Here is a 12996-nt window from a genome sequence, read left to right as displayed (position 1 = left end):
TATCTATTCATTTCACAGATCCGGATGTCACCAATGCAAGAGCAATACGTTCCCCAATCCATAGAACCAGCAGTGCAGAAGCACTGGGATGCCAAGAAAACCTTCAAGGCGGTGGAGAAAGTAGACAAGGAAAAGTTCTACTGCCTCTCCATGTTCCCCTATCCGTCTGGTCGTCTACACATGGGGCACGTTCGCAACTACACCATAGGTGATGTGATCTCCCGTTATCAACGGCTCAATGGCAAGAACGTGCTGCAACCCATCGGTTGGGACGCCTTCGGCCTGCCGGCAGAAAACGCCGCCATCAAGAACAACACGGCGCCGGCCCCCTGGACCTACGAAAACATCGAATACATGAAGAACCAGCTGAAGATGCTGGGTCTGGGCTATGACTGGGATCGGGAGCTGGCCACCTGCAAGCCGGACTACTATCGCTGGGAGCAGTGGTTCTTCACCAAGCTCTACGAGAAGGGTTTGGTCTACAAGAAGACCTCCTCCGTCAACTGGTGCCCGAACGACATGACGGTGCTGGCCAACGAGCAGGTAGTGGACAACTGCTGCTGGCGCTGTGACACCCCAGTGGAACAAAAAGAGATCCCTCAGTGGTTCATCAAGATCACCGACTACGCCGAAGAGCTGCTGAACGATATCGACAATCTGGAAGGCTGGCCGGAGATGGTCAAGACCATGCAGCGCAACTGGATTGGCCGCTCCGAAGGGGTCAACATCAGCTTCAATATCGACGGTCAGGCCGAGCACCTCGAGGTCTACACCACCCGTCCGGACACCTTCATGGGTGTGACCTATGTGGGCATCGCCGCCGGTCACCCGCTGGCGCTGCAAGCAGCCCAGAACAATCCGGAGCTGGCCGCCTTCATCGAAGAGTGCAAGAACACCAAGGTAGCCGAAGCTGAACTGGCCACCATGGAGAAGAAGGGCATGGCAACCGGCCTCTACGCCATTCACCCGCTGGATGGCCGCAAGGTGCCCGTCTGGGTCGCCAACTTCGTGCTGATGAACTACGGCACCGGCGCCGTGATGGCGGTACCGGGTCACGACCTGCGTGACCACGAATTCGCCACCAAGTACGGCCTCGAGATCAAGCCTGTCATCAAGCCGGTTGATGGTGACGTCGACGTGAGCGAAGCGGCTTATACCGAGAAGGGCGTGCTGTTCAACTCCGGCGAGTTCGACGGCCTCGACTTCCAGGGTGCCTTCGATGCCATCGCCAACAAGCTGGAAGGGCTCGGCAAGGGCAAGCGCACCGTCAACTACCGTCTGCGCGACTGGGGGGTTTCCCGTCAGCGCTACTGGGGCGCCCCCATCCCGATGCTGACCCTGGCGGATGGTACCGTGGTGCCGACCCCGGAAGATCAACTGCCGGTACTGCTGCCGGAAGACGTGGTGATGGATGGCATCCAGAGCCCGATCAAGGCCGACGCAGAGTGGGCCAAGACCACCTACAACGGCCAGGAAGCGTTCCGCGAGACCGATACCTTCGACACCTTCATGGAGTCCTCCTGGTACTACGCCCGCTACTGCTCCCCGGACTACGACAAGGGCATGCTGGATCCGGCGGCTGCCAACCACTGGCTGCCGGTGGATCAATACATCGGCGGCATTGAGCACGCCTGTATGCACCTGCTCTACGCCCGCTTCTTCCACAAGCTGCTGCGTGATGCGGGCCTGGTGAACAGCGACGAGCCGTTCAAGCGCCTGCTCTGCCAGGGCATGGTGCTGGCTGACGCCTTCTACTACAAGGATGAGAAGGGCGGCAACGTCTGGGTCAGCCCCCTCGACGTCAAGGTGGAACGTGACGACAAGGGCCGCATCACCAAGGCGGTCGACCTCGAAGGCCGTGAAGTGATCCACTCCGGCATGACCAAGATGTCCAAGTCCAAGAACAACGGCATCGACCCGCAACTGATGGTGGAGCGTTACGGCGCCGATACCGTCCGTCTGTTCATGATGTTCGCCTCTCCGGCCGAGATGACCCTGGAGTGGTCCGACTCCGGCGTAGAGGGTGCCCAGCGCTTCCTGCGTCGCCTGTGGCGCATCACCTTCGAGCACGTATCCGGTGGCGCCGTTGCCGCACTGGACGTCGCCGCCCTCACCAGCGACCAGAAAGCCGTGCGCCGCGAGCTGCACAAGACCATCGCCAAGGTGAGCGACGACGTGGGTCGCCGTCAGACCTTCAACACCGCCATCGCTGCCATCATGGAGCTGATGAACAACCTGGCCAAACTGGGCAGCGACGCTCAGGATCGCGCCCTGATGCAGGAAGCGCTGGAAGCGGTCGTGGTCATGCTCTACCCCATCACCCCGCACATCGGCTTCGAGCTGTGGAAAATGCTGGGCAAGGAAGGGGACATCGATGTCGCGGCCTGGCCGGTGGCTGACGAAGCGGCCATGGTCGAGACCGAGAAGCTGGTGGTGGTGCAGATCAACGGCAAGATGCGCGGCAAGCTGACCGTGCCGGCCGAGATAAGCCAGGCCGACGTCGAGAAGCTGGCCATGGCCGATGCGTCCGTACAGAAGTTCACCGACGGTCTGACCGTGCGCAAGGTCGTGTACGTTCCGGGCAAGCTGCTCAACATCGTGGCCAACTGATGACGCCTCCCCTGGCGGCGGCCGACGGTCTGGCCGCCAGGGGCTGACGACACACGGATGATGACGGCGGGCCCTGCGCCCGCCGCTCTTCCCTTCATGCAAAGAGGATTTTTTATGGGCACCATCTTCACGCGCTGGATGGCCATCGTGCTGGCAGGACTGTTGCTGCAGGCCTGCGGTTTTCAGATGCGGGGCACCGCCATTCCCCCCGAACTGATGACCATGAAAGTGGTCGGTGACAACAAGAGCGACTTCTACCGACTGGTCACCACCCGTCTCAAGGCCGCTGGCGTGCAGCTCGCCGACAAGGAGGGCATCCCGGTGCTGACCCTGGCCGGGGTACGTAGCCGCAGCCAGGTCGCCTCGGTCGACTCCATCGGCCAGGACCGCGAATACCTGCTCAGTTACAGCACCCAGTTCACCGTGGTCATGCCGGGCAAACCGACCCAGGTCTTCCCCATCACCTTCAACCGCAGCTTCCTGAACAAGCCGGATGCGGCACTCGCCTCCTCCCGCGAGCAGGAGCAGCTGGGCAAGGAGATGCAGGAGCAGGCCGCCAACCTGGTTATTCGCCAGCTCAGTCAGGTCAAGTTCTGATGGGCGTATCTTGATGAGAGGGTGTTGATGAGAGTCTATCCCGAGCAGTTTGCGGATCATCTCAAGGCAGGGCTCAAGCCCTGCTATCTCATTTTCGGGGACGAGCCCCTGTTCAAGAATGAGCAAGCCATCGACCGTGCATCCTTCCCCCTCAACCAGGCCAGGTTCTGATGCGGATTTACCCTGAACAACTCGCGGACCATCTCAAGGCAGGGCTCAAGCCCTGCTATCTCATTTTTGGGGACGAGCCCCTGCTCAAACTGGAAGCTGTCGACGCCGTGCGTCAGGTGGCACGCAAACAGGGCTTCGATGAGCGCCACAGCTTCGTGGTGGAACAGGGGCTGGACTGGAACCAGGTCTACGATGCCTGCCAGGCCATGAGCCTGTTCTCGGCCCGCCAGATCATCGAGCTGGAGCTGCCCGCCAAGATCGACAAGGATCTCGCCGCCCGCATCAGCGATATTGGCAAGCAACTCCACCCCGACCTGCTGCTGGTGCTCTCGGGCCCCCGCCTCAACCAGACCCAGATGAAGGCGGCCTGGTTCGACAAGCTGAGCCAGAGCGGCACCTATGTGCCGGTCAACCACCCCGAGCCCCGCTTCTTCCCGCGCTGGATGAGCGCCCGCTTTCAGCGCTTCGGCCTCAAGGCACTGCCGGATGCGGTCAACTTCATGTGCCACGCCTACGAGGGCAACCTGCTGGCCGCGAGCCAGGAGATCGAGAAGCTGACCCTGCTCTCCCCGCCCCAGCCCATCAGCGTCGCCTATCTGCAGGAGACCATCATCCGCCACGCCCACTTCACCCCCTTCCAGCTCGTCGATACCCTGCTGGAAGGAAAGGTGAACCGGGCCCAGCGCATCCTGCTGGCCCTGCGCGCCGAAGGTACCGAACCCGGCATGCTGGCCTGGACCCTGTGCCGCGAACTGGAGCAGCTCACCGAGCTGGCGCTGGCCGCCCGCGCCGGACAGCCCCTGGTGGAACATTTCAGCCGCCTGCGCATCTGGCAGAGCCGTCAGCAGCTCATCCAGCAGGCGCTGACCCGGCTTCCCTTCCCCAAGATCCGGCAACTCTGGCAACTGATGGCCCAGCTGGACCATGCCCAGCGCCATTTCGACACCGAGCAGGCCTGGCTGATGCTGCAAACCATCGCCCTCGGCTTTCGTGACGGTACCCCGCTCCCCCTGCTGGAGACGGAATCATGCTGACACCGCCCATCGGGATCCTCGGCGGCACCTTCGATCCCATTCACATCGGCCACCTGAGGCCCGCCATCGAGGCACGGGACGCCCTGGGTCTGGCCGAGGTGCGCCTGCTCCCGAACCATATCCCGCCCCACCGGGCCAATCCGCTCTGCTCCAGCGAGCAGCGGCTCGCCATGGTCCGGCTCGCTGCGGCGGACAACCCGGGATTCGTGGTGGATGAGCGGGAGCTCAGGCGCGACACCCCCTCCTGGACCATCGACACCCTTGTCGAGTTGAGGAGCGAGCTGCCGGACACCCCGCTCTGCTTTTTGATGGGGATGGATTCCCTGCTCGGCCTGCCGGGCTGGCACCGCTGGCAGGAGCTGCTCGATTACGCCCACCTGGTGGTGAGCTGCCGCCCAGGCTGGCAACCGGATTATCCCGTCCAGGTGGCCGCGCTGCTGGCCCGCCACCAGACCCGGGACATTCAGGATCTCCATGGCCAGCGCCACGGTCATGTCTGGCTTTGTGACAACCTGCCCGTCGAGCTGTCGGCCACACGCCTGCGTGCCCTGCTCGCGGCAGGCCAGGATCCCAAATACCTGCTGCCCAACCCGGTCGCCGACTATATCCGGCGCCACGGGCTCTACCGCTCATCGGCAACGCAGTAAACGGCGCCACGCAGGCGGATCAGCCGACACGTCCGGGCGCACCGGGCCCGGCCCTGACTATTGCCAAGCCGGGTTGCACACTATAGTGATCGTCAAGGGGCCCCTCCCCCACGGGACGGCTCCCCGGGCAATGCTCCCTTTGCCAGGCTGGGAAACGGGAGTGACCATGATATAATCCGCCGCCCTCTGGCGCCGGAAGATAGGAGAAGACATTGCAAGGCCAAGAATTGCTCGCCTTTATCGTCGACAAGATCGATGACATGAAAGGCCGCGACATCATCACCCTCGATGTGCGCGGCAAATCCAGTATCACGGACACCATGATCATCTGCTCCGGCAACTCCAATCGTCACGTCAGTGCCATCGCCCACAACCTCGCCAGCGAGGCCCGTCATGCGGGGCTCGACCTGCTGAGCGTGGAGGGGGAGCTCACCGGTGAGTGGGTGCTGGTGGACATGGGGTCGGTCATCGTCCACGTGATGCAGGATGAGTACCGCGACTTCTACCAGCTGGAAAAACTCTGGAGCGGCGCCGCCCAGGTCAATTCGCAATAAAGGGCGACAGCGTAACCAAAGATGAAGATCCAGTTGATTGCCGTGGGCACCAAGATGCCTGCCTGGGTAGAGCATGGCTTCGAAGAGTACCGTCGCCGCTTCCCCAAAGACATGCCGTTCGAGCTGGTCGAGATCGGCGCAGGCAAGCGCGGCAAGAATGCCGACATTCCCCGCATCCTGCAAAAGGAAGGGGAAGCCATGCTGGCCGCCGCCGGCCGCTCCCGCATCGTGACCCTGGACATTCCGGGCAAGCCCTGGACCACGGAGCAGCTCGCCGTGCAACTGGAAGCCTGGAAGCTGGATGGCCGGGATGTGGCGCTGCTGGTGGGTGGCCCGGAGGGGCTCTCCCCCGAGTGTAAGGCTGCTGCGGAGCAGAGCTGGTCGCTCTCGCCCCTGACCCTGCCCCATCCCCTGGTGCGGGTGCTGGTGGCCGAGAGCCTCTATCGCGCCTGGAGCATCACCACCAATCACCCTTATCACAGAGAGTGACCCATGCCGACCCTGAGCATGCATTTCTCCTCTCTCACCCGCACGTCAGCCACAAGGTAACGGCATGCTGAAGAATCGCATTGAAATGCGCGATCACAGTGCCGAGGGACGTCTGTTCTTCCGGCGCACCCTGGTCGCCTACATCGGCATGGTCACCCTCATGCTGGTGCTGCTGGCTAACCTCTACTACCTGCAAGTAGAGTCTTACGAAACTTATCAGACCCGATCCAACGACAACCGCATCCGTGTGGTACCGGTGGCGCCGCCCCGTGGCCTCATCTACGACGCCAACGGTGTCCTGCTGGCGGAAAACCGCCCTGTCTACAGCCTGGAGATCGTGCCCGAAGAGACCGAGAACCTGGAGAAGACCGCGGACGACCTCATCACCCTGCTGGCCCTGCCGGAGGGGACCAAGGAGAAGTTCCTGGCCGAGGTCAAACGTCAGCGCCGCTTCAAGCCCGTGCCCCTGTTCGAGAAGCTGACCGAATACCAGGTCGCCCTCTTCTCGGTCAACCAGCACAACTACCCGGGGGCCAGCATCGAGGCCTACCTCAAGCGCTACTACCCGTTCGGCGATACCCTGACCCATGCCCTGGGCTACGTGGCCAAGATCAACACCCGTGACGTGGAGCGCCTCGAGAAGGAGGAGAAGCTCGCCAACTATGCCGCCACCAAGGACATCGGCAAACAGGGGGTGGAGAAGTACTACGAGGATCAGCTGCACGGCGTGGCAGGTTATCAGGAGGTCGAGGTGAACAACCGCGGCCGGGTGGTGCGCACCCTGAAATTCCAGCCCCCCGAGCCCGGCAAGGACATCTACCTCAACATCGACATCCGCTTGCAGTTGAAGGCCCAGGAGCTGCTGGCCGGCCGCCGGGGCGCCATCGTGATGATGGAACCCAACACCGGCGCCATCCTGGCCATGGAGTCGAGCCCGAGCTACGACCCCAACCTGTTCGTGACCGGCATCTCCAGCGCCAACTACTCGGCGCTGCTCAACGATCCCGCCCGGCCGCTGGTCAACCGCACCACCCAGGGCATCTATGCCCCCGCCTCCACCGTCAAGCCCATGATGGCGGTGATGGGGCTCAACGAGGGGGCGATCACCCCCAATTACCGCTACTTCGGCGGGCCCAGCTTCTCCATCCCGGGCACCACCAAGAAGTTCCGGGACTGGCGCCGCTGGGGCCACGGCTGGCTCGACGTCTATCGCGCCATCGAAGTGTCGGCGGATACTTATTTCTACGATCTCGCCTACCGGGTCGGCATCGACAAGATCAACAGCTACATGACCAAGTTCGGCTTCGGCCAGTACAGCGGCGTGGACCTCTATGAAGAGACCCGGGGCGTCATGCCCTCCCGGGACTGGAAGATGGCCCGCTGGCGTCAACCCTGGTACCAGGGGGACACCATCTCCATCGGCATCGGCCAGGGCTACTGGAGCGCCACCCCGATCCAGCTCGCAAAGGCCATCAGCATCCTGACCCAGAACGGTCACGACGTGACGCCGCACCTGCTCAAGAGCACCGCCTCGTCCGATGGCGTGGTCAACGCCCCCATCAACCCGAACGTGGCCATCGCCGCCAAGAGCGATACCTACTGGCAGGTGGCCAAGGACGGCATGTGGCGCGTAATCAACGGCCACGAAGGGACGGGGCGCCGCGCCTTCGCCAATACCCCCTACAAGGCGGCGGGCAAGTCCGGCACCGCCCAGGTGGTGGGCCTGAAAGAGAACCAGGTCTACAACGCGGCCACCACCAAGGTGGAACACCGCGACAACGCCCTGTTCGTCGCCTTCGCCCCCTTCGAGGCACCCAAGGCGGTCGTCGCCCTGGTGCTGGAAAACGCCGGGGGCGGCAGCGCCATGGCGGCACCGGTCGCCCGCCACATGCTGGATGCCTATCTGCTCCCGCCGGAACCCCAGTTGCCACCGGCACCGGAAAAGCCGTCCCAACCGAGTGAGGTCGTTTCCCAATGAGTAATTCTGCCCGCCAGCAGAGCATCTGGTACAAGCTGCACATCGACCTGCCGCTGCTGCTCGGCCTGCTGACCCTGATGGCCCTCTCCATGGTGGTGCTCTACTCCGCCTCGGGCCAGGATCTCGACTCCATCGTGCGCCAACTGGTGCGCGGCGCCCTGGCCTTCGGTCTGATGATCGGCATTGCCCAACTGCCGCCCTCCCTCTATGCCCGCTGGTCGGTGCCCCTGTTTGCGGTGGTGGTGCTGCTGCTCATCGCGGTGGACGTGTTCGGCCATATCGGCAAGGGGGCCCAGCGTTGGCTCGATCTCGGCTTCATGAAGTTCCAGCCCTCCGAGGTGATGAAACTCTCCATGCCCATCATGGTGGCCGCCTGGCTCAGCCGGCACTCCCTGCCGCCAAAGTTCAGCCATGTGATGATCGCCCTGGTGATGGTGCTGCTGCCCACCCTGCTGATCGCGGCCCAACCCGATCTCGGCACCTCCATCCTGGTGGCCGCTTCCGGCTTCTTCGTCATCTTCCTGGCGGGGATCAGCTGGTGGCTCATCGGGCTCGCGGTCTTGCTCATCTGCGCCTTCATGCCGGTACTCTGGTTCTTCCTGATGCACGACTACCAGCGCCAGCGGGTGCTGATGCTGCTGGACCCGGAGAAGGACCCGCTCGGTCGCGGCTATCATATTATCCAGTCCAAGATTGCGATCGGCTCCGGCGGCGTGTTCGGCAAGGGGTGGCTGCAAGGCACCCAGTCCCAGCTCGAATTCCTGCCAGAGCGCCACACCGACTTCATCTTCGCCGTCTTCAGCGAGGAGTTCGGTCTGGTGGGAGTGGCCCTCTTGCTGGTCATCTACCTCTACATCATCAGCCGCTGCCTGTTTATCTCCATGCAGGCCCAGAACAGCTTCGAACGCCTGCTGGGGGGCGCCCTGACCCTGACCTTCTTCGTCTATGTGTTCGTCAACATGGGCATGGTAAGCGGCATCCTGCCAGTGGTAGGGGTTCCCCTGCCACTGGTGAGCTACGGCGGCACCTCCATGGTGACCCTGATGGCGGGCTTCGGCGTTCTGATGTCCATCCAGACCCACAGGCGGCTGCTCGCCTGATGCGGCTCGGCTGGCTGGCTCTATCTCTGTGCACCCTGACGGCGGGTGCTGCCGTCTCGCCGGCCCGGCTCAGCCTGCTGGCCGAGCAGCAGCAGGTGCCGCTGGCAGAGTTGCAGGCCGCCGCCGCCCAGGCCAGCCTGCGCCAGGAGGTACTGGACACCATCCGCCGCCCCTGGGAAGCCAAGCCCTGGCACCGCTACAGGCCGCTGTTCGTCACCCCGGAGCGCATCCGGGACGGAGTGGGATTCTGGCAGCGCCATGCCGCCACCCTGGCACAGGCCGAGCAGACCTACCAGGTCCCCGCCTCCCTCATCGTCGCCATCATCGGCATCGAGACCTTTTACGGTCGACAGATGGGCCGCCATCCGGTGCTCGACAGCCTTTACACCCTGGGATTCCACTACCCCGAACGGGCGGATTTCTTCGCCAAGGAGTTTGCCCAGCTGGTGCTGCTTGCCCGGGAAGAGAAGTGGCCGCTCACCACCCTCAAGGGCTCCTATGCCGGCGCCATGGGCATGGGCCAGTTCATGCCCTCCAGCTACCGCCACTACGCGGTCGACTTCGACGGAGACGGCAAGCGGGATCTCTTCGCCAACCCGGCAGATGCCATCGGCAGCGTGGCCAACTACTTCGCCCTGCACCACTGGCGCTGGGGCGAGCCGGTGGTGGAGCCCGCCTTGATCGGATTGGCGCCAGTAGGTACCCTGCTTGCATCCGAGCCCGAGCTAAGACACCGCTGGGCAGAGCTGGCCGCTGCGGGCATTGAAGTCGCCACACCGCCGTCACCCGAGACGCCGGTAAAACTGCTGGCGATGGAGCAGGCCGAAGGACCGGAATACTGGGTCGCGCGCCACAATTTTTACGTGATCACCCGCTACAATCGCAGCCCTCTCTATGCGATGGCGGTGCATCAACTCAGTCAAGCAATCCAGGACGCTTATGCATTACAGCCACAAACTTCTTCCCCTCAGCCTGACCTTGTTGCTGGCCGCCTGTAGCAGCCAACCCGAACCCCAGCCGCTGCCGCCAGAGCCCGTCCCCCAGGAGAAACCCCAGGTCATCGAGATCCCCCAGGCGACCGGCGCCATTCCCCGCCCCGAACCCATGAGCGAGAGCGGCAACCGGGACTACTGGATCGGCAAGCAGAAGTTTGAGGTGTGGCGCGACATCAAGCACTACAGCGAGGAAGGCACTGCCAGCTGGCTCTCCCGGGATCTGGACGGCAACAAGACTGCCAACGGCGACGTGCAGGACAGCACCCTGTTCAGCGCCGCCCACCGCAACCTGCCCCTGCCAAGCTACGTGCGGGTCACCAATCTGGACAACGGTCTGGAGACCATAGTACGCGTCAATGATCGCGGCCCCTTCGGCAGCGATCGCCTCATCGATCTCTCCCACGCCGCCGCCGCGCAGCTGGAGATGGTGGAAGGGGGTGAGGCCCGGGTGCGCCTCGAACTCATCACCGATCAGCCGGATCAGATGGTGGAGATGGTGCCCATGACCCCGATGACGCCCATGGAGCCTGCGGCGCCAGCAGCCAATTCCTTCGTCAACGAGACGCCGGCCCCCACAGCACCGGCCAAGGCCGCCCCTGCTCCTGCTCCTACCGCCACGGCGACCACCACCGTCTCCTCCCCCAAGGCCGGTGCGACCCAGGGCAAGATGATCCAGGTGCTTGCCAGCGGCTCGCAGGCGCGAGCCGAGGCCATGGGCAAGGTGATGACCCAGCGCTATGGCGTGCCGTACCAGGTGGTGGCACATGGCGCCGTCTTCCGCGTCCTGCTCGGGCCCGTGGCCAGCGACAAGCAGGCCCCCCTGCTCGAGCAGATCCGCCAGGGTGGGTTGGAGCAGGCCTTCATCGTGCCCTGATACCCGCCCCGACCTCGCGCCGGGATACGACGCGAGGTCGGGGACCATCCCATAAAATCCCGTCCAGGTCGCATCTCGGACTATGACCGACACGCACATCTGGTATAGTGGGGCCCGCTTTTTTTCAACTTGGGTACATCCCATCCAGGCACCAGGAATTTCAAGATGTCCAAATTTGCCCGCTCCGTTATTCTGGCCTCCCTGTTAAGCGCCACCGCTCAGGCCAACCAGCCTGTTCCGACCCCGGATTCGGCCCTGCCGAGTGCCCAGCCGGTCCCCACTTTGAACAGCGCCCCCATGGTGGTGCCTGCCGCGCCCGAGATCTCCGCCAAGGCCCATATTCTGATCGACTACTTCTCCGGACAGGTGCTGGCCGAGCAGAACGCCGACGAGCGTCTGCCCCCCGCCAGCCTGACCAAGATGATGACCTCCTACATCGTCGGCGACGAGCTGCACAAGGGGAACATCAAGGGCACCGACATGGTGACCATCAGCCAGAACGCCTGGTCCAAGAACTACTCCGACTCCTCCAAGATGTTCATCGAGGTGGGCAAGCAGGTCTCCGTCGATGATCTCAACAAGGGCATCATCATCCAGTCCGGCAACGACGCCTGCGTCGCCATGGCCGAGCACCTGGCGGGCAGCACCGACTCCTTCGCCAGCCTGATGAACGCCTGGGCCGCCAAGCTCGGCATGAAGGACTCCCAGTTCAAGAACCCCCACGGCCTGGATGAAGAGGGCCACTACAGTACCGCCCGCGACATGGCCCGCCTGGGTCAGGCTCTGATCCACGATCAGCCGGAGGAGTACAAGATCTACTCCCAGAAGTCCTTCGTGTTCAACGGCATCACCCAGCACAACCGCAACCGCCTGCTGTGGGACCAATCCCTGCAGGTTGACGGCATCAAGACAGGCCACGTCAGCCAGGTCGGCTACAACCTGGTCTCTTCCGCCACCAACAACGAAGGCATGCGCCTGATCGCCGTGGTCATGGGGGCCAACAGCGAGGCTTCCCGCGCCGCCGAGAGCAAGAAGCTGCTCACCTACGGCTTCCGCTTCTTCCAGAGCCTGACCCCCTACAAGGCGGGCACCGAACTGGTCACCCAGAAGATCTGGATGGGCGACAAGTCTGAAGTGAAGCTGGGGGTCGACAAGGACGTCTCCGTGCTGGTCACCCGTGGCCAGGGCAACAACCTCAAGGCGGACTTCCAACTGGAGAGCGAGCTGAAGGCGCCCCTGGCCAAGGGCCAGCGCGTCGGCACCGTGTACCTCAAGCAAGGGGACAAGGAGATCAAGCAGGTTCCCCTGGTTGCCCTGGAAGAGGTGCAGGAAGGTGGCCTGATGAGCCGCCTGTGGGATTACCTGGTGATGCTGGTCTCCAGCTGGTTCAAGTAACAGACCCCTCCTCAAGCAGCGGCGCCAACAGGCGCCGCTGCTGTCTTTTGCGGTCTGTCCAGTCAATAACCCTGTAATCTGCAGGTTCCGCCGACTGACGATTTGTGGTAAAAAGCAGCATTTCCACGTCTTGCCACACCGCCGGGTCTTGATCCCGAGGCGGCTCATGCCCATATAGACTGGGAACTGCCCCCTGGGGGCAGATGAGGGGACCGTTTCGGCGGCCCTCAAAGACGTAAAGATGACGTCGCTTCCCGGCGACCCAGAAAGGTGAAGTAGATGAATACCAAGTTTGATGAACTGCTGGAGTTCCCCTGCAAGTTCCCGTTCAAGGTGCTTGGCGTGGCCGATCCCGCCCTGCCCGACATGGTGGTGGAAGTGCTGCAGCAACATGCTCCCGGCACCTACAGCCCGACCGTTCAACCGAGCTCCAAGGGCAACTATCACTCGGTACGGGTGACGGTCACCGCCCAGAGCAAGGAACACATCGAGGCCATGTATACCGCCCTTGGCAAGATCGAGCTGGTTCGTTACGTCCTGTAAGTTGCCTCT

At 63.1% G+C, this 12996-nt stretch carries 12 protein-coding genes and 1 pseudogene; all 13 read left to right on the top strand.

From position 1 onward, the window contains the following. The first annotated feature begins 33 nt into the window (after positions 1 to 33). Positions 34 to 2610, top strand: a complete 2577-nt coding sequence (leuS, locus tag AB5Y64_RS07995; protein ID WP_039041103.1) for a leucine--tRNA ligase — start codon at positions 34 to 36, stop codon at positions 2608 to 2610. Positions 2611 to 2724: 114 nt separating this feature from the next. After that, positions 2725 to 3207, top strand: a complete 483-nt coding sequence (gene lptE, locus AB5Y64_RS07990; RefSeq protein WP_010673765.1) for an LPS assembly lipoprotein LptE — start codon at positions 2725 to 2727, stop codon at positions 3205 to 3207. Positions 3208 to 3234: 27 nt separating this feature from the next. After that, a pseudogene (locus tag AB5Y64_RS07985) lies at positions 3235 to 3342 on the top strand (DNA polymerase III subunit delta); the annotation flags it as partial. Positions 3343 to 3377: 35 nt separating this feature from the next. After that, complete coding sequence (gene holA / locus AB5Y64_RS07980) at positions 3378 to 4412, top strand: DNA polymerase III subunit delta (protein WP_039041105.1); 1035 nt, start codon at positions 3378 to 3380, stop codon at positions 4410 to 4412. Continuing rightward, positions 4406 to 5059, top strand: a complete 654-nt coding sequence (gene nadD, locus AB5Y64_RS07975) for a nicotinate-nucleotide adenylyltransferase (protein WP_039041106.1) — start codon at positions 4406 to 4408, stop codon at positions 5057 to 5059. Before holA ends, nadD begins: the two co-directional genes overlap by 7 nt. A gap of 212 nt (positions 5060 to 5271) precedes the next feature. Beyond that, positions 5272 to 5613, top strand: a complete 342-nt coding sequence (gene rsfS / locus AB5Y64_RS07970; protein ID WP_010673762.1) for a ribosome silencing factor — start codon at positions 5272 to 5274, stop codon at positions 5611 to 5613. Positions 5614 to 5634: 21 nt separating this feature from the next. Further along, positions 5635 to 6102 carry a 23S rRNA (pseudouridine(1915)-N(3))-methyltransferase RlmH gene (rlmH, locus tag AB5Y64_RS07965; protein WP_005298242.1) on the top strand — a complete coding sequence of 156 codons (468 nt, stop codon included), beginning with the start codon at positions 5635 to 5637 and terminating at the stop codon, positions 6100 to 6102. Positions 6103 to 6166: 64 nt separating this feature from the next. Beyond that, positions 6167 to 8080 carry a penicillin-binding protein 2 gene (gene mrdA, locus AB5Y64_RS07960; RefSeq protein ID WP_010673761.1) on the top strand — a complete coding sequence of 638 codons (1914 nt, stop codon included), beginning with the start codon at positions 6167 to 6169 and terminating at the stop codon, positions 8078 to 8080. Continuing rightward, positions 8077 to 9180: a rod shape-determining protein RodA gene (rodA, locus tag AB5Y64_RS07955; RefSeq protein ID WP_039041107.1), complete on the top strand. Its 1104-nt coding sequence runs from the start codon at positions 8077 to 8079 to the stop codon at positions 9178 to 9180. The genes mrdA and rodA overlap by 4 nt, the downstream gene beginning before the upstream one ends. Next, the gene (gene mltB / locus AB5Y64_RS07950; protein ID WP_039041108.1) at positions 9180 to 10178 is read left to right on the top strand and encodes a lytic murein transglycosylase B; all 999 of its coding nucleotides are present in this window, start codon (positions 9180 to 9182) and stop codon (positions 10176 to 10178) included. Before rodA ends, mltB begins: the two co-directional genes overlap by 1 nt. After that, positions 10120 to 11049, top strand: a complete 930-nt coding sequence (locus AB5Y64_RS07945) for a septal ring lytic transglycosylase RlpA family protein (protein ID WP_039041109.1) — start codon at positions 10120 to 10122, stop codon at positions 11047 to 11049. Before mltB ends, AB5Y64_RS07945 begins: the two co-directional genes overlap by 59 nt. Positions 11050 to 11214: 165 nt before the next feature. Further along, positions 11215 to 12444 carry a D-alanyl-D-alanine carboxypeptidase family protein gene (locus tag AB5Y64_RS07940; protein ID WP_039041110.1) on the top strand — a complete coding sequence of 410 codons (1230 nt, stop codon included), beginning with the start codon at positions 11215 to 11217 and terminating at the stop codon, positions 12442 to 12444. 279 nt (positions 12445 to 12723) lie between these two features. Further along, a complete protein-coding gene (gene ybeD / locus AB5Y64_RS07935; RefSeq protein ID WP_010673756.1) occupies positions 12724 to 12987 on the top strand; it encodes a DUF493 family protein YbeD in 264 nt (87 codons plus the stop codon). The last annotated feature ends 9 nt before the right edge of the window (positions 12988 to 12996 follow it).

Source organism: Aeromonas sp. R5-1 (assembly GCF_040908265.1).
In the GTDB taxonomy this organism is placed as follows: Bacteria; Pseudomonadota; Gammaproteobacteria; order Enterobacterales; family Aeromonadaceae; genus Aeromonas; species Aeromonas caviae.
The sequence above is the reverse complement of the archived record's forward strand: the minus strand, read 5'-3'. Positions and strand labels throughout refer to the sequence as shown.

Coding starts and splice junctions, on each gene's coding strand:
- rodA (WP_039041107.1), top strand. CDS start 8,077: ATGAGTAATTCTGCCCGCCAGCAGAGCATCTGGTACAAGCTGCACATC.
- nadD (WP_039041106.1), top strand. CDS start 4,406: ATGCTGACACCGCCCATCGGGATCCTCGGCGGCACCTTCGATCCCATT.
- holA (WP_039041105.1), top strand. CDS start 3,378: ATGCGGATTTACCCTGAACAACTCGCGGACCATCTCAAGGCAGGGCTC.
- mrdA (WP_010673761.1), top strand. CDS start 6,167: ATGCTGAAGAATCGCATTGAAATGCGCGATCACAGTGCCGAGGGACGT.
- lptE (WP_010673765.1), top strand. CDS start 2,725: ATGGGCACCATCTTCACGCGCTGGATGGCCATCGTGCTGGCAGGACTG.
- ybeD (WP_010673756.1), top strand. CDS start 12,724: ATGAATACCAAGTTTGATGAACTGCTGGAGTTCCCCTGCAAGTTCCCG.
- rlmH (WP_005298242.1), top strand. CDS start 5,635: ATGAAGATCCAGTTGATTGCCGTGGGCACCAAGATGCCTGCCTGGGTA.
- leuS (WP_039041103.1), top strand. CDS start 34: ATGCAAGAGCAATACGTTCCCCAATCCATAGAACCAGCAGTGCAGAAG.
- AB5Y64_RS07940 (WP_039041110.1), top strand. CDS start 11,215: ATGTCCAAATTTGCCCGCTCCGTTATTCTGGCCTCCCTGTTAAGCGCC.
- mltB (WP_039041108.1), top strand. CDS start 9,180: ATGCGGCTCGGCTGGCTGGCTCTATCTCTGTGCACCCTGACGGCGGGT.
- AB5Y64_RS07945 (WP_039041109.1), top strand. CDS start 10,120: ATGCATTACAGCCACAAACTTCTTCCCCTCAGCCTGACCTTGTTGCTG.